Below are 16,564 nucleotides of genomic sequence, written 5' to 3' on the forward strand. Positions count from 1 at the left end.
GCGGATTATTAAGCTGGTAAAACTCAGGATTTCTCGTAAAGCCACACACGCAGCAGTGACATTAGCTGGTCAATGTCCACAGGTTTTGTAATATAGTCGGAGGCGCCTGCATTGATACATTTTTCGCGGTCGCCTGTCATTGCTTTTGCGGTCACTGCGATAACCGGCAGGTTCCGCCATTTGTGATTTTCCCTGATTCGCCTTGCGGTTTCATAGCCGTCCATCTGTGGCATCATCATATCCAGCAACACCACGTCCACATTCGGATTTTCTTCCAATCGCTGCAACGCTTCTTTGCCGTCGAGGGCAGTTACTACGGTCATTTTAAAGTTCTCAAGGGATTTGGAAAGCGAAAAAATATTCCGCACATCATCGTCCGCGATCAGCACCGTTTTGCCCTTCAGAATTTCACTCAGGCCACCCAGTTTTTGTCTGTCCGAGCTTTTTTGCGGCGTCTTTTTATTTTCCTCAACCACATGCAGGAACAGCGAAACCTCGTCCAGCATGCGCTGGTAGGAGTGGGCCGTTTTGACGATGATCGAATCTGCGTATTGTTTGATCCGCAATTCTTCGGTCATGGAAAGGCTTTTTCCGGTGAACACAATAATGGGGATATGCTCAAATCCAGGGTTCATTTTAGCCATTTCCAGCATTTCATAAGCTTTTTTGTCTGGAATGCCCATGTCCAGGATCACGCAGTCGACTTCATTGTTCTGCAAAGTTTCCAGGCCTTCGCTAATGTCGCTTTTGAGTTGGGAATTGATGTTGAAAGAGGACAAAAAGTAGGCGAGTGCTTTTGCGTGCATTGAATTATCTTCTACAATGAGCACTTTTTTGCTCTGCCTGTTTACCACGAATTCGATCTTTTTGAAAATCTCTTCCATTTTCTCAAATGCAACAGGCTTATCAATAAAGTCGACCGCACCTTTGAGCAAACTTTCATTTTTCATGCGGTGTGACGACATGATGTGTACTGGAATGTGCCTTGTCTCAGCCCGCGATTTCAACTCGTCCATCACATCCCAGCCGCTGATAATGGGAAGCTGAATGTCCAGCAATATACCCATGGGCATAAATGTTTGCGCAAGTTCAAGCCCCTCGTCGCCCCTTACCGCTACAATGCCTTTGTAACCTTGTTTACGGGTGTAATCGAGCAATGATTTTGCGAACGTCGTATCGTCTTCAATGATCAGGATTGTCTTGTCCGAGCTTGTAATGTTGTCGCGGTCGTCATCGACACTTGGAGGGATCACCGTGCTGATGAAGCGCTTGTCGGTTCCGTCGGGTTTCGTTTTCAGCGATTCTTCATTGTGGCTCACGAAATAGTTCTGCTGCTCGTCGCTCTGCGCGCTATATGCTTTCGCAATCGGAATGCAAAGGGTGAACACGCTGCCCTCATTCAGTTTGCTGGTTAATGAAATTTCGCCCCCGAGTAATTTGACAAGTTCGCGGCTGATGGACAATCCCAATCCAGTCCCGCCATATTTTCGCTTGGTTGATCCGTCGGCCTGCTGGAACGCTTCAAAAATATGCTGCTGCTTTTCAGGTGCCACGCCTATGCCCGTATCGCTGACGGCAAAGCTGATCATGTTCTCCATGCCCGGCTTGCGTTTAATGTCAATCTGGACCGAGCCTTGTGACGTGAATTTCAACGCATTGGAGATGAGGTTTTTTAATATTTGTTCCAAACGCATTTTATCCGTTTCGATCACGAGCGGAGCGCTGTTTTCAATATTAACCTTGAAATCAAGCCCTTTTTCCCTTGCTACCGGACTAAACAGGCCTTTCAGGTCTTCAACTATTTCTTTCACGGAAACGCTTACATAGTCGAGCTCCATTTTTCCGGCTTCAATCTTAGACAGATCCAGGATCTCATCGATCAGCCCAAGCAGCCCGTTGCCCGACGATTGGATCACCGTGGCATACTCGACTTGCTCGCCACTCAGATTTTTCTCATCATTTTCAGCTAATAACCGGCTCAGCAACAAGATCGAGTTCAGCGGCGTCCGCAACTCGTGCGACATATTAGCGAGGAATTCAGACTTATAGCGTGTTGTCAGTTCAAGTTCTTCTGCCTTTTTCTGGATTTCAATGTTCTTTTCTTCCAGCAAACCGCTCCTTTCTTCCAGTTCTTCATTGGTTTGCTGCAACTCTTCCTGCTGTACGCGAAGCTCTTCTTCGGAAGCCTGCAATTTTTGAGATTGCGCTTCCAACTCGGCATTTAGGTTTTCGAGCTCGTTATGCTGTGTTTGCAACTCCTCGGACTGTGCCTGGGTTTCTTCCAGGAAGTTTTGCAGTTTCAAATAGTCCAATGCCGAATTGATACCCGTCGCGATCGCTTCCAGGTTGCTTTCTAAAAACAATATATCATTTTTATCAGGTTTGTTCAGGAAGCCGAGTTCAATGACACCAATGCATTCGTAAGCATATATAAGCGGTAAAATGGCAAGCGTAACAGGCTTTGTCTCCCCGAGCGACGATGTTACTTTGATATAGTTCTCGGGCACATCGTACACGATCGATGACTTTTTGCTTTCAATTACCTGTCCCGCCAGGCCAGTGCCTGGTGTGATACTGTCGGGAGCGTGCTCCGCGGCGTAACTGCTTGCAAGCTTAAAATTCCAGTCGTTATCCTGGATGTAAATAGTCCCGAGCTGCGCTTTGGAATAACGCGTAATCGTATTGATGAGATTTGTCGCCAGTTTTTTCAGAATCCGCTCTCCACGAATGGCATCGCTGATTTCAACAGCACCGGTTTGGAGCCAGTTTTTGGTGGTAAGGTCATTGAATGTCTGTTCCAGCGAAGCCGTCATGGTGTTGAGGGCCAAAGAAATCCGGCCCAGATCGTCATCGCTTTCGTCTTGCGACCTTACCGTATAATTACCATCCGAAACTTGTCTGGTAATCTGCTCGATGCGGTTGATCCTGCGTTCCGTTTCCTTGTATTTCTGTTCTTCAAGCAGCTGTGCGGCAAGCCTTTTGTCCATGTCGTTTTTGATGCGCATATAGGCAAACACGGTGATCAGTATGGAGATTAATGCGGCAATGACAAGCAGGATAGGCGTGTAGCGAATGTATATCTGCTGCTGTTCAATACGGTCTTCCAGGATTTTGTTTTCTTCTGATTTGATCCGCTCCACAATCAGCCTGAGATCGTCCATGATCTTTTTTCCCCGGATCATCTCACGAAGCCTGCCATTCTGGTCATCCGCAAAAGCCTGGTTTCTGCGTGTCTGATCTATAATACTTTGCATTTGCCCGAATTTCGCCTCGTACAATGCCTTCACCTCACGTAAGTTTTTTTGCTGGACCGGATTGTCGGCAGTCAGTGCGCTGAGGTTGCTATAACTGTCCGTGGTCTTTGCGTATGCATCGGCGTAGGGATCCAGAAAAGTTTGCTCGCCCGTGATCAGATAGCCGCGTTGGCCTGTTTCTGCATCCTTCACATAGGAGATAATGCTTTCAGCTTCAATGAGGACCTGGTTGGTATGGTTAACGAGCTCGGAGTTATTGATTAATTTCTGTGTGCTGTAATAAGAGGCCAAAAGGCTGAATATCAGCAGCAGTATGGAAAAGGAAAATACAATCTGTAATTGCTGAATGATAGAGTTAGAGGTTTTTCTCATCGTGCCTTGCTACTAATTTTCAGTTTTGATTTCGGTTAGAACCTGCTCCTGGACGAGGGGCAGGATAAGAATAAATTGCGCTCCGCGATTTTCGGCACTTCTGGCTGAAATGATCCCGTTATGTTTGTCCATAATTTTTTTTGCGATCGCCAGCCCGATCCCCGTGCCCTCATAGGAGTTCAGGTTATTGAGTCGCTGGAAGATGACGAATATCCGGTCCAGGAATTTCTCGTCGAAGCCAATGCCGTTGTCCTCAATTACAATCCTGCAAAAATGCCCGTCTTCATTAACCTCCGCGTCCACAAATTTTTCTGCAATGATGGTTGAAGAAATGGTAATGACAGGTGGCATTCCTTCTTTGGAAAATTTGAGTGCATTACTGATCAGGTTCTGGAAGACCTGCCGGATCTGGCTTGGAATGGTGGCTATAATGGGCAGTTTATCGAGCTTGACAACTGCTTTTTTGCTCAGTATAATCTCGTCAAAATCGGCTAAAAGATCATCCAGCAGTAAATTCAGGTCGGTGGGCTGGAAATGTGCCTTCACCGAAAGTCTGGAATAATCGAGCAGGTCGCTGATCAGGCGGGACATTCTCGCTGAGGAGCTGATCGACCTGTTGAGATAAGAAATTGCCTCGGGGTTTTCATTCAGATATTTGTCTTTAATCAAATGACTGAACGTCTGTATTTTGCGCAGCGGCTCTTTTAAATCATGAGAAACAACCCAGGCAAACTGCTGCAATTCGTGATTGGTTGTTTCCAGCTCCGAATTCTTATCCAGGAGTTCTCTCGTTCGGAGCTCCACCTTATGTTCCAGCAGCTCGTTGGCCATTTTTTGCTGGTGAATGTCGGTAAATGTTCCTACCCAGCGGATAGTCGAGCCATTTTGCAGGATCGGGATGATTTTCACCAGGAAATATTTGTATTCCTGCGTATCAAGATGCTTTAACCGGGCCTCACTTGTGAATTCCAGTCCGTCTTTAAAATGTTTTTCCCAATTGTTATACAGGTCGTCCTCAGGATGAGATTCAGGGAAAACGTTGGCGTCTTCGGAAAGCTGAAACCAATGTTCATTCACAAATTCAATTTTTCCATCGGTGCCGATTGTGAAGGCGATCTGAGGAAGGGATTCGAGGATAAACCGCAATTCCTGCATGCGGCCAGCCAGTTCCTCCTGTGCCTTTTTTCTGATATCTATTTCATATTGAAGAGAATGCTGAATCGCTTTTAACTCCTGCTGCTGCTCAAACAGCTTGTTGAATGTCTTGACTTTGAGTAGTAAAATATCCGGGTCAACCGGCTTGGTGAGGTAATCAATGCCTCCTGAGGAGTAACCTTTCGTAATAAACCGTTTTTCTTTATTAACAGCAGAGAGGAAAATAATGGGCGTGTCCTTTGCTTTACCAAAGCCAGAAATGGCCTCGGCAACTTCAAATCCGTCCATACCAGGCATTTGCACATCCATAATGATAACAGAATAGCTGTTTCTCAGGATTTTTTTCAATGCCTCTTCTCCTGACTCGGCACTATCCGTTTTGAAATCGTGCAGTTCCAGGATTTTTTTTAAAGGAAGTATATTCTCAGGCCTGTCGTCGACAATCAGAATCATAATATGGGTAAAAAATTATCCACGCAAATCCTTGTTTAATGTCAGCTGTGAAGTGATTCTCATCCAATTAGAATTAAACCTGTATGTGTATACGCTGTAAGCCAATTAGTTAAGCTGTCATGACAAAAACAAGTTCAATGTCCAGGTTAAATAAACATTAATTCTTCCATTTGATTACAAAAATCGTACCCAAAAAGGCGAAATTTTGCACTTTTTATTGATGCTTCTATTTTTTGTCACTAAAATTTTCAATAACTATGACTTTGAGTTCTTCCGCCCACTTTTGGATTGTGATCATTGAATGAAGAAATGGCGTATCAAACTCCTCTGCGATAGAGGTGTGCCCCTGTTCTTTTACGAGATCAATAATTGCATTTACCAGGTATTCGTCCGAAGAATCGTAGACCGTGTCTTCATTCATCTCACTTACTTTTTGCAGAAATGCCAGCATTTCCGGCAGCTTGTTATTATCCATAATATCATTGTTATGCTCCATTTGAAGCTTCCTGTGGAATTTTTTCCCGAACGGCGACTGCCGTCCTGGCATAATTTTATAGCAAAGTGTGTTCTCAAATAAGGATTCCAGCGATGATGATGTGTAAAGTTTGGTTCAAACAGGAAAACCTATGTTGACCAACGCGGGAATTAATAACGAAAAATCGTTCAAAGATGAAAAAAGTATCCAACAATAAAGTTGTTAAGGAATCAGAGCATAGTAAAATCATAGTTTATCCTGGCGAACCCTATCCACTAGGCGCGACGTGGGATGGGGAGGGTGTCAATTTTGCTTTATATTCGGAGAATGCTACGGGCGTGGAATTGTGCCTTTTCGAAAGTCAGGAAAGCCAGCGTGAGCATATCAAGATCGAGATTAAGGAAGCTTCACATCATGTGTGGCACGTGTATGTGCCCGGATTGAAGCCCGGACAACTGTATGGATATCGCGTACACGGCCCTTATGAGCCGGCTTATGGGTTCCGTTTTAATCCCAATAAGGTTTTGATTGACCCTTATGCCAAATCCATTTCAGGTACGATCCAATGGCACGATGCACTTTTTGGCTACGTTATCGGTGACGAAAACGAAGACCTGAGTTTCAGCGAGCTTGACAGCGCTCCATACATTCCCAAATCAGTTGTTACTGACTCTCATTTCGATTGGGAAGGCGTGCAGCCTCCGGAAATTCCTTATCATGACACCATTATTTACGAAACGCATGTCAAAGGATTCACCTATTTGAATGAGGAGATTCCTGAGGAGATTCGTGGAACTTACGCGGCTATGGGCCATCCCGCAACGATCAGGTATCTTAAAGATCTTGGAGTAAATGCAGTTGAGCTTATGCCCGTTCACCATTTCATTTCTGACCGGCATTTAAAAGAGCGAGAACTGACTAATTATTGGGGATATAATTCGATCGGCTTTTTCGCTCCGGATGTGCGTTACAGCAGTTCAGGAACGGAGGGCCAGCAGGTGGTTGAATTCAAAAACATGGTCAAGGAGCTGCACAGGGCTGGCATCGAGGTGATCCTGGACGTGGTTTACAATCATACAGGTGAGGGAAACCAAATGGGGCCAACATTGTCTTTCAGGGGAATTGATAACATGTCATATTACCGGTTAATGGACGGGCGATATTACATGGATTACACGGGAACAGGCAATACATTAAACGCCAGGCTGCCGAGCGTGCTGCGACTGATCATGGACAGTTTGCGCTATTGGATTACGGAGATGCATGTGGACGGCTTCCGGTTTGACCTCGCCTCCACATTAGCCCGGGAATTGCATGAAGTAGACAGGTTAAGCGCATTCTTTGATATTATTCACCAGGACCCGATTATTTCTCAGGTAAAGCTGATCGCGGAGCCCTGGGACATTGGTTATGATGGTTATCAGGTTGGGAAATTTCCGATTGGCTGGGCGGAATGGAATGGCCGTTACCGCGATTGTATGCGTGATTACTGGCGGGGTGCGGACAGTATGCTCGCAGAATTTGCGGAGCGCTTCACCGGCAGTTCCGACCTTTACAAAGGAGAGTATCGCAGACCAACGGCAAGCATTAATTTCATCACCGCCCACGACGGTTTTACATTGAATGACCTGGTGTCGTATAATAATAAACGTAATTACGCAAATGGGGAGGATAACAATGATGGTGAGGACCACAATCGTTCCTGGAATTGCGGTGCGGAGGGGCCGTCGGATAATCCGGAAGTGATAGAGATCAGGAACAAGCAGAAACGAAATTTCCTTACAACGCTGTTCCTGTCGCAAGGTGTGCCTATGCTCGTTGCGGGCGATGAATGGGGGAGAACGCAAGGGGGAAATAATAACGCATACTGCCAGGATAACGAGATATCATGGCTCGATTGGAGTAAAGTAGACACGGAATTATTGACATTCAGCCAGAAGCTGATCGCTTTCAGCAAGGCGCACCGATCATTCCGAAGAAGGGACTGGTTCCGCGGGTTACCGATTAAGGGCAAAGGACTTGAAGACATTGCCTGGTTCCTGCCGGATGGAAGCGAAATGCCGGAAGAAAACTGGAATCACGATTATGCCAAATCATTGGCGGTATTTCTCAATGGTAAAGGGATAAGGCACGTGAACAAAAAAGGGGAGCCGATTTACGATGATAGCTTTTACATGATTTTTAATGCTCATTATGAGCCCGTTGAATACACGCTTCCTCCCAAAAAGTACGGCACGGAATGGCGTAAAGTGATTGATACGAGCGCAAATTGTATAACCGACGACGGCCAGATCCTCGGGCCTGATGAACTGGTCACAGTCGACAGCCGGTCAATAGTCGTATTTAAACATGCATTGGAACAACAAAAAATATGATTGATAACGAAAAGCTGCTCCCGGGAGTAAGATTCAACGAATTCGGGGAAGCAAATGTGGTCGTGTGGGCGCCCGAGCTAGATGAGGTCGCGTTGCTGATAATTGAATCACAGGTAAAACTACCATTGAAAAAACAGGAATTCGGCTACTGGTCGTTGCGAACAGAGGCGCTTCAACCGGGCGACATTTACCAGTTTGTTGTTCATGACAAACCTTTGCCCGACCCGGCATCCCTATGGCAACCACAGGGCGTTCATGGCCCGTCTGCCGCTTACGATCTTAAAAGTTTTGTGTGGACGGATAAGGATTTGCCCCAGGTCGCATTGAAAGATTATATTATCTACGAATTGCATACGGGCACTTTCACAGAAGAGGGCACATTTGCCGCCATGGAAAGCAAGCTCGATTATCTGGTTGAACTTGGGATCAATGCCATTGAAATCATGCCGGTTTCTCAGTTTGCTGGCCCTCGTAACTGGGGTTACGACGGTGTGCTTCCATATTGTGTGCAAGATTCTTACGGCGGCCCGGAAGCTTTACAGCATCTTGTGAATGCCTGCCATGAAAAAGGACTGGCCGTAATTTTGGATGTTGTTTATAATCACATTGGCCCCGAGGGAAATGTTTTACCTCAATACGGTCCTTATTTTACAGACAAATATAACACACCCTGGGGTGACGCAATCAATTTTGATGCTGCCTGGTGTGATGGCGTACGCGAATATTTTATTGAGAATGTGCTGATGTGGTTCCGCGATTTTCATATAGACGCGCTGAGGATGGACGCTGTGCATGCGATTAAGGACATGAGCCCAATCCATATATTGCAGGAAATGAAAACGCGTGTGGATGAATTGGCCGAGCAGACCGGCAAATCACATTACCTGATTGTTGAAATGGACCTGAATGATACGCGATTTATTAATCCTGTTTCAAAGGGTGGTTATGGGATGGACGGTCAGTGGGTGGATGAATTTCACCATGCCTTGCGCGTCTCCTCCGGCCAGCAGCGAAGCGGTTACTACTCTGATTTTGAGCCGATAGCATCGTTGGCAAAGTCATATAAAGACGCTTACGTATATGATGGAGCGTTTTCTGAGCATCGCAAACGGAAATTTGGTGTAAAGGCGGACGGCCATCCCGGAGAGCAATTTGTTGTTTTTTCCCAAAATCATGATCATATCGGCAACCGGATGCTGGGCGAACGGACGAGCCAGCTTGTTTCGTTTGAAATGCAAAAACTACTAGCAGGGGCGGTTTTTCTGAGCCCTTATTTGCCAATGCTATTTATGGGGGAGGAATACAGCGAAAGTAATCCGTTTATGTATTTCGTCAGCCATACGGATCCCGAACTGGCAGAAGCGGTAAGAAAAGGCAGGAAGCGAGAGTTTGCAGCGTTTCATCTGGAAGGGGAGGCTCCGGACCCGATGTCGGCTGAGACTTTCAACAGTTCCAAGTTGCAATGGTCTTTGCTCGCACAAGAGCCGCACCAAACCATGTTTCAGTTCTATAAAAAGCTGATTCAACTCAGGAAAAATCAGCCTGCATTAAGTAGTATGGATAGAAATGCAATAGAAGTTGAGCCAAATGTTGTAAACGAAACCATTTCCATCCGCCGCTGGACTTCTGAGCAGGAAATTATAGCAGTCCTGAATTTTTCAAAGTCCGTTCGTGAAGCCTGGTTACCGGAGCAGACAGGCGATTGGAAAAAACTCATTGCGTCATCGGACGATCAGTGGAACGGACTGGGAAATGTTACCGATCCTCCTGCCGACAGGCTGGTAATGTTACCGCCGGAGAGCTTCGCGGTCTTTACAAATTCCGTATTTTAATCTTCATTTCATGCGGGGCCACTTCGTCGCCCCCGAAATACGGAAGCAATTTATAAGCGATGCCCACGCCGCCTGAACAGTGGCGGGGCATTTTCGTGTCAACGCCATGGTAAGAAAATACGTAGGACTTATCATCCAAGCTAATTTTGAAACTGCTGGTTTCGTTTAGTTCCGCGGTGCCCAGCTCCTTTGCCTCGCGCACGCCATTCGCATAGGTATATGCGAAAATATGGATAGCTCCTTCGTACCAGTTCCATCCGAACCTGGCGCTGTTGTTTTGGTGTTGGGAACTGCAATCAGAGAATCCGTAGAGCTTATTAATGTCAAACTGGTTCTCGGGAATGGCCGTTTTGTAAATGCATGAACTGTCAAAAACCACCTGAAACCGCAATGAACTGGCTGTGAATGGTGTATTTACATTTTTCTCTACTTCGTGTTGTCCGGCTTTGATGGTGTAAGTAATAAAATCATCACCAAAACTGGGTGTGTTTCCGATCCAATCACAGGAAACGGTTGTAATAATCAGAAGTGCACAAAAGAGCGCTTTTTTCATATAGATATGCTTCGTTGCTGCGAAATTCAGACGCTGACCAGCTTATGAACGAAACTCTGCCTTTAAAATTGAATAATGTACGCAATGTGCAATCATTATTTGGAAATTAAATAGGAATGCAGCGTTACCGGGGCATCTTTCAGTTTTTCCCTGAACTCGGTAACATTGTCAAACCTTAGCTGTTTCATGGTTTTAGATTCAAAATAAATCTTAAAACTGCCCACATCAAACGGCCACGGTGTAACGCTTAACACACCTTCCGCTGATGACCAAAGCTCATAATTACGGTCGTCTGGTCCTCGGCTTATTTCAATTTTCCGGCCTTCGGGAGGAACCAGATCCTGGCATATCAGCAATGAAAAAGCATCACACCATTCAAGGATCTGGTAAGCTGTTCTGATTTCTTTTTCATCGAAACCAGCTTCTTTACGCCATTTTTCGTCCCATTTTTCCAGCTTTTTACAATACGCAACAATTTTCTTGTCAGTCTCCTTTTGATACAAAAATTGAATGTGCTGTGAGGTTAGCAGGGCAATGTAACGGCTTTTGGAAAGCGCGAGTTGGAGGAGTTCTTCACATTTATCTTCATCAAACTTCCGCATCTTGAAGTTGACCGGTCCGCCGTTCTCGTTCAGCAAAATGTCATCATTGAAAAATTCGTTGAATGCGTCGTCGTGTTCAGTAGTTGCAATGATCGTTTCCAGCCAGCGTTCGGGCCGGAAGTCATGTTTCCAGTGAAAGCATATCTGACCGGAAAGTAGTCCGTGTGCGCGTTGCGAGATGATTTGCCAGCCGTCTTCCTGATAATTAACGATCATATTTATCCTATATATTGATGTGCAAAAAAGGCCAGGAAACTGTTCCTGGCCTGCATTCTGAAAAACTGCCGTTAAACGACTGCTATTGCTGTTGTTTCTGCTGTTTTCCAGCACTACGGTGCTCTTTCTGGTTATTTGTAATGTGGTTTCCCTTCACCATTTCCTCTTCCTTATGCCTGCTGTCGATATCGTCTTTGTTCTCAGGCCTGTTACGGGATTGTGACTGTTGCATTGATCCCGAATTTTGTGACTGTTTCATGACAATCATAATTTGGTTCTGATGATTATATTTTAAAAATTATGCCAATGGTGCAGCAGGTGGATTGAATTCTCTGCGTGTCCCTTCATAAAGTTCGTATTCCAGTAAGCGACAGTCAATTGTGCTGGTGTAGAACTCAATTCTCCTCTTGGCTTTCAGACCGATTTTCTTGGCAAGATCCAGGTTTCCTGTGAAGACATAGCCGAAATATCCTCCACACTTTTGTTTCATAAAATCGCCAATCCGGGCATAGGTTTCTTCGAGTTCAGCAATTTCACCAAGCCGATCACCATATTCTGGGTTGATGAAAAATACGCCCTTATTTTCCTTTGGGACTTCGGTTTCGGCAAAATCACAGCATTCAAAATCGATCAGCTCCGACACGCCAGCTGCGATCGCATTTTTCTTTGCGTTGGCAATTGCCACATTGCTATAATCGGTTGCAATGATCCTTAAACCAGGCACCTCGCGGATCTGTTCTTCAAGTTTATCCTGTTCTGCATAATATATTTCCTGGTCGTAGCCGAGCACATGCATGAATGCGAAGTTGTCCCGAAAAAGACCCGGGCGACTGTTTGTTGCAATTAATGCTGCTTCAATAGCCAATGTCCCCGAACCGCACATGGGATTAATGAATGTTGAATTTCTGTCCCAGCGACTGGCTAGAATAGTTGCCGAAGCCAATGCTTCCAGCATAGGCGCCCGGCCAGGAATTTTGCGGTAACCGTGCCTTGCCAGCGAATCGCCCGAAGTGTCTATAAAAATTTCCGCGGAATCATTTTTCCAGAATAAGTGGATCACCGCGCCAATTAAGTCCGAACCCGTTGTAGGTCGGGTGCCTTTTTTATCCCTGAACCGGTCAACAATCGCATCCTTTACACGAAGGTTGGCAAACATGCTGTTGTTGATCGTGGGATTCTGGACATTGCTGGTTACAGAAAAGTAGCCTTCGCCTGCAATGATATCCTCCCACGGCATTTGGATCAGGAACCGGTAAACATCATCAGGGTGATTGGCGGTAAAAGAACCCAGGCTATATAAAACCTGACTTGCGCAATACAGGTTCAGGTTTAACTTAATGCATTCGTTAATAGTGGCTTTGATCCTTAATCCGGTGACAAAGGCCTCCTCGATGTCGAATCCAAGATCTTTTACCTCCTGTTCCAGATAGGGCGCTAGGCGTTTGTGACAAGTGATAATGACGCGGGACGGTGTTGTAAAATATGACATGCTTGGCGGTAAGCTTTTCGGCGATCAGCTTGATATTGTTTGTTTTTAAAAGAACAAACTTAGTGCTTTCTGGCTTAACCGCCTATATTCCGTTCAGCTCGTTCTCGGTAAATGCTTTTTCACGACCGGTCAGTTTTTGCCTCGTTTTCTCCACTTCCTCGGTTGTGACCTTGTCCGCATCGTTACGCCACGATTTTCTGATAAAGCTCAGCAACTGCGCAATGTCTTCACTTGGCATGTCCTTATCGTAGCCAATGCCCGGCATATCGCCACTCACTTCGGGGGTCTGATAAACTTTGCCATTCACCTTAACAGGGCCTGTCAAGCCAAAGAGAATAATCGAGATCAGCTTGTCTTTATTCCCGGTAACCCATTCCGATTGGTTCAAAGGAGGCGCAAGCGATTTGATCCCGGCACCGTCGGCACCATGACAAGTCTGGCAAATGGATGTAAATAATGCTTCACCTTTTGGGAATTCCTTTTTCAGCATTTCCGGGTTTCTGTTGCCGCGCGCGCCTTGCACCGTGGTGATAACGCGTTGCAGCTGTTTGTTAATCAGAAAATCAGGGTTCGACAAAGAAGCGGAGATTTCTGATTTGAAACCTTCTTCCTGATCCTGCAAGTTGCTGATGATCGCGTCCGTGACATATCGGTTATTAGGATATTTTATGGCAAGCTTGGTTAGCAGGCTGCGGGATGCCGTGGTGTCAAACGGCTGAATCGTTTTGGCAGCCAATGCAATATAAGGAGCTGCTAATGTGTCATTTGCATCAACCATCGTATTGTAGACCGAAACGAATTGCTTGTAAGAACCCGGCGTCATCAGTGCTGGCGAAACAGCGAGTCCCTGCATCCGAAACTTCCAGTCCGATTGTCCCAACCAGGCGACCGCTTCCTCGGTTTTCAGGGAATTGAGGCCTTCCAGAGTCCACAATGCATGAATGGCGAGCAAAGGATTTGCTGCTTGCTTAATAGCCGCACGCAATGCAGGAACGGTCTGGTTGTATTTTCCGTCTATGAGTTTTTGCTGCGCCCTGTCCCTGACCCAGCCATTTGCATGGCCCAGGAGCTTCACCAGTTCGTTCGCGTCAGACGGGATCATAACAGGCCTGGCCCTGGCATTTTTTGGGACCACTTTGTAAATGCGTCCGGCAGAAAGTGGCTGTGTAAGATCTCGTTTCCCGATCTGGTCTTTCAGGTAAGGTGTCAGATAAGTTTTATGTTGAATGATCCCGCGATACATATCTAAAATGTACATGGCGCCGTCAGGCCCGTTATAAAGGCTTACGGGACGGAAACGTTCATCTGTGCTGGCAAGGAATTCTTTGTTTTTATAAGCCTGTTCACCTTTAACAATGTAGCCGTTTTCAGCCAGAATGTTCCGCTTAATGAGATTTGCGGAGGGTTCAGGAACGAATGCGTTGAATGCATAACTGTCTCCGAAAAGGTCGCCGCGATAAACGACCGGCGCTGCCGCTGCCGTAAAATTCGTCAGGCGCAGACTGTCGTCGAGGACATTTTTCATATAACCGCGGTTTACTCCCGGCGTGGGATGAAGCGGGAACACATTGTTATTTGCAACCCATTTTTCGTTATAGCCAGCCACGTTTTTCTGGTTTTTGTTGGAAGCGCCCAAGCCGGCAGGGAAGTAGTCACCGATCAGGTTTTGTGAATTGTTGTTATAATAAAGGCGGCCGTAGTTATCCTGGCTAATGCCCCATTGTCCACGAAAATGCGTGTGCTCAATTTCCCATTTATTGCCCCGTTTGCGATAGCGCTTGTCTGATTTGGCATTATAGATCCAGTTGTCGAGCGCGCGAAAAAGTCCGTTTGGCTGATGTTCAACATTTCCTCCTTCGGTGTACTTGGGATCGACTAATGTTTTTTTGCCAACCTTGTCATTCTTGAATTCATAAAACCAAAGGTTGGTTGGCTCAGCAACCAGTATGCCGTTCTCGATCAGGCAAATGGCTCTTGGAAGGATCAGTGAATCGATGACAACTTTCCGGTCATCGTAAACACCATCATTGTTTTTATCTTCCAGGATTACAATGTTACCATTCGGAATGTCTTCGCCGGTCCCGATGGTGTCTGGCATATAACCGGTCATTTCCACCACCCACATTCTTGCCTTGTCGTCAAACTGCATCGCGACCGGTGCGCTTACCAACGGCTCGGCGGCGATGAGTTTTACTTCGAAACCACCTTCCACCTGCATTTTTTCAATCGTCTTTTCAGGCGTAATGAAAGGCGACTGGGCCTTGGCTGTAACTGGCGCGGTTGTTTCTTTTTCCGTTTTTTCCGAGACAACCTGTTTTGAAACGGGTTGTTTATTTGACTTACAATAAAACAGTGTGATTGAAATCGTCAGGAAAAGAATATAGTAGCGGGACTTTCTCATTTCAATGAATTACCTCTTTGCAATTAGTGATGAATATTAAATATAACAGGTTGGAAGCACCAAACAATCAGTCTCTTAACGCTTCTTCCACCGGTTTCATATTCTTTGTCAGGAAATGAATGATCAGCCACGCAACAAAATAGGCCAGACCGCATATAACGAACAAGATATTATAACCGGCACCAATATTCCCTGCTGCTTTATAATAATCCAGCAAAGAACCAACCAGCAATGGAAAGAGGGTTGATCCGATCGACCCTGCCATGCCGCCAATCCCCACAACCGAACTCACCGCACGTTTTGGAAAAATATCAGAAACAATGGTGAAAATGTTCGCGCTCCACGCCTGATGCGCCGCTGCGGCGATGCTGATAATCGCTACTGCAATCCAGATGTCGGTCGCAAACTTGGCAAGGATGATAGGCAGAACTGCGAAAGCCACGACCAATAAAGTAGCTTTCCGCGCACGCAATGGTGCCCAGCCCAATTTTTTGATCAGGTAGGAAGACAAATAACCGCCGCCTATGCTCCCAAATGTGGTCGCCGTGTAAACGATAGCCAAATGCAGACTTGGTTTTTTGAGGTCAAGTGAGAAAGTGGTGGCAAAGTAGGAGGGGAGCCAGAAAAGGAAAAACCACCAGATCGGGTCGGTAAGCAATTTTCCGCTGATGAACACCCAGGTTTGTGGAAGCTGGATAAGCCTGGCCCATTTGATTGGCTTCTCGTCCGTAGTTGCAACGTCCTCGCTATCACTATGAATGTAGGCGAATTCTTCGGGCTGGATCTTTTTGTGTCTCGAAGGGATTTCGTAAAATAACCACCAGAATATCAGCCAGATAAAACCCAGTGCGCCCGTTATCAGGAATGCTTCCTGCCATCCGTACGCGCCCAGTAACCAGGGGACCATGATTGGTGCAGCAACGGCTCCAATGCTCGTTCCCGAGTTAAAAATGCCGGTTGCTAATGCGCGTTCACGTTTAGGGAACCATTCAGCGGTGGCTTTTACAGCTGCGGGGAAGTTTCCCGCTTCACCCAGTCCTAAAAGCGCCCTTACCGCGCCAAAGCCAAATGTGCTTTTGACAAATGCATGTGCAATCGCTGCAATGGACCAGATGATGATGGAGATGGAATAACCGAGCTTTGAGCCGATTCTGTCAATGAAATTTCCAAATATGATATAACCTAAGGCATAGCATCCGGCAAAAACCATAACAATGTTCGCGTAGTCAGACTCGGTCCAGTTGAATTCCAGTTCGAGCGTAGGTTTCAGTAAGCCAAGGATTTGTCTGTCGATGTAATTGATTGTGGTGGCAAAAAATAGTAATGCACAAATGACCCAACGGTAATTGCCAATTTTGGATTTTTCCATAGTAAGAGGTAAAAGGAT

Annotated in this window: 11 protein-coding genes; 2 read left to right on the forward strand and 9 right to left on the reverse strand. The window is 46.0% G+C overall.

The features are described 5' to 3' along the window. Nucleotides 1–23: 23 nt before the first annotated feature. The 3 genes from B5X68_RS19535 to B5X68_RS19545 form a co-directional block, all read right to left on the reverse strand. Nucleotides 24–3,626 (reverse strand): response regulator, encoded by a 3,603-nt coding sequence (locus B5X68_RS19535; protein ID WP_082216442.1) that lies wholly within the window; start codon nt 3,624–3,626, stop codon nt 24–26. Between the two features lie 12 nt (nt 3,627–3,638). After that, nucleotides 3,639–5,234: a hybrid sensor histidine kinase/response regulator gene (locus tag B5X68_RS19540; protein ID WP_082216443.1), complete on the reverse strand. Its 1,596-nt coding sequence runs from the start codon at nt 5,232–5,234 to the stop codon at nt 3,639–3,641. Nucleotides 5,235–5,460: 226 nt separating this feature from the next. After that, on the reverse strand, nt 5,461–5,709 hold the full coding sequence (locus B5X68_RS19545) for a hypothetical protein (RefSeq protein WP_141110353.1): 249 nt from the start codon (nt 5,707–5,709) through the stop codon (nt 5,461–5,463). A 194-nt stretch (nt 5,710–5,903) separates the two neighbouring features. On the opposite strand from B5X68_RS19545, the gene glgX reads away from it, so the two are divergent. Both glgX and treZ read left to right on the forward strand, forming a co-directional pair. Further along, a complete protein-coding gene (gene glgX / locus B5X68_RS19550) occupies nt 5,904–8,084 on the forward strand; it encodes a glycogen debranching protein GlgX (RefSeq protein ID WP_082216445.1) in 2,181 nt (726 codons plus the stop codon). Further along, entirely contained in the window at nt 8,081–9,916 is a 1,836-nt protein-coding gene (treZ, locus tag B5X68_RS19555; protein ID WP_082216446.1) for a malto-oligosyltrehalose trehalohydrolase, read from the forward strand. Before glgX ends, treZ begins: the two co-directional genes overlap by 4 nt. On the opposite strand, the gene B5X68_RS19560 is transcribed toward treZ, so the two are convergent. From B5X68_RS19560 to B5X68_RS19585, 6 genes are all read right to left on the reverse strand, one after another. Continuing rightward, nucleotides 9,897–10,469, reverse strand: coding sequence for a hypothetical protein (locus tag B5X68_RS19560; RefSeq protein WP_082216447.1), 573 nt, complete (start codon nt 10,467–10,469; stop codon nt 9,897–9,899). The two genes, treZ and B5X68_RS19560, sit on opposite strands and share 20 nt — an antisense overlap. Before the next feature lie 95 nt (nt 10,470–10,564). After that, on the reverse strand, nt 10,565–11,287 hold the full coding sequence (locus tag B5X68_RS19565) for a DUF3891 family protein (protein WP_082216448.1): 723 nt from the start codon (nt 11,285–11,287) through the stop codon (nt 10,565–10,567). An 82-nt stretch (nt 11,288–11,369) separates the two neighbouring features. Further along, nucleotides 11,370–11,519: a hypothetical protein gene (locus tag B5X68_RS28970; RefSeq protein WP_212568022.1), complete on the reverse strand. Its 150-nt coding sequence runs from the start codon at nt 11,517–11,519 to the stop codon at nt 11,370–11,372. 66 nt (nt 11,520–11,585) lie between these two features. After that, a complete protein-coding gene (locus B5X68_RS19575) occupies nt 11,586–12,776 on the reverse strand; it encodes a THUMP domain-containing class I SAM-dependent RNA methyltransferase (RefSeq protein WP_082216450.1) in 1,191 nt (396 codons plus the stop codon). 82 nt (nt 12,777–12,858) lie between these two features. Then, nucleotides 12,859–15,177 carry a DUF7133 domain-containing protein gene (locus B5X68_RS19580; RefSeq protein ID WP_082216451.1) on the reverse strand — a complete coding sequence of 773 codons (2,319 nt, stop codon included), beginning with the start codon at nt 15,175–15,177 and terminating at the stop codon, nt 12,859–12,861. A 67-nt stretch (nt 15,178–15,244) separates the two neighbouring features. Continuing rightward, the gene (locus B5X68_RS19585) at nt 15,245–16,546 is read right to left on the reverse strand and encodes an MFS transporter (protein ID WP_082216452.1); all 1,302 of its coding nucleotides are present in this window, start codon (nt 16,544–16,546) and stop codon (nt 15,245–15,247) included. Nucleotides 16,547–16,564: the final 18 nt, after the last annotated feature.

The sequence above is a fragment of the Dyadobacter psychrophilus genome, from assembly GCF_900167945.1.
GTDB classification, from domain to species: domain Bacteria; phylum Bacteroidota; class Bacteroidia; order Cytophagales; family Spirosomataceae; genus Dyadobacter; species Dyadobacter psychrophilus.

Excerpts from the sequence above, each read along its gene's own strand:
- B5X68_RS19535 (WP_082216442.1), bottom strand. The coding sequence starts at position 3,626 with ATGAGAAAAACCTCTAACTCTATCATTCAGCAATTACAGATTGTATTT.
- B5X68_RS19540 (WP_082216443.1), bottom strand. The coding sequence starts at position 5,234 with ATGATTCTGATTGTCGACGACAGGCCTGAGAATATACTTCCTTTAAAA.
- B5X68_RS19545 (WP_141110353.1), bottom strand. The coding sequence starts at position 5,709 with ATGGATAATAACAAGCTGCCGGAAATGCTGGCATTTCTGCAAAAAGTA.
- glgX (WP_082216445.1), top strand. The coding sequence starts at position 5,904 with ATGAAAAAAGTATCCAACAATAAAGTTGTTAAGGAATCAGAGCATAGT.
- treZ (WP_082216446.1), top strand. The coding sequence starts at position 8,081 with ATGATTGATAACGAAAAGCTGCTCCCGGGAGTAAGATTCAACGAATTC.
- B5X68_RS19560 (WP_082216447.1), bottom strand. The coding sequence starts at position 10,469 with ATGAAAAAAGCGCTCTTTTGTGCACTTCTGATTATTACAACCGTTTCC.
- B5X68_RS19565 (WP_082216448.1), bottom strand. The coding sequence starts at position 11,287 with ATGATCGTTAATTATCAGGAAGACGGCTGGCAAATCATCTCGCAACGC.
- B5X68_RS28970 (WP_212568022.1), bottom strand. The coding sequence starts at position 11,519 with ATGCAACAGTCACAATCCCGTAACAGGCCTGAGAACAAAGACGATATC.
- B5X68_RS19575 (WP_082216450.1), bottom strand. The coding sequence starts at position 12,776 with ATGTCATATTTTACAACACCGTCCCGCGTCATTATCACTTGTCACAAA.
- B5X68_RS19580 (WP_082216451.1), bottom strand. The coding sequence starts at position 15,177 with ATGAGAAAGTCCCGCTACTATATTCTTTTCCTGACGATTTCAATCACA.
- B5X68_RS19585 (WP_082216452.1), bottom strand. The coding sequence starts at position 16,546 with ATGGAAAAATCCAAAATTGGCAATTACCGTTGGGTCATTTGTGCATTA.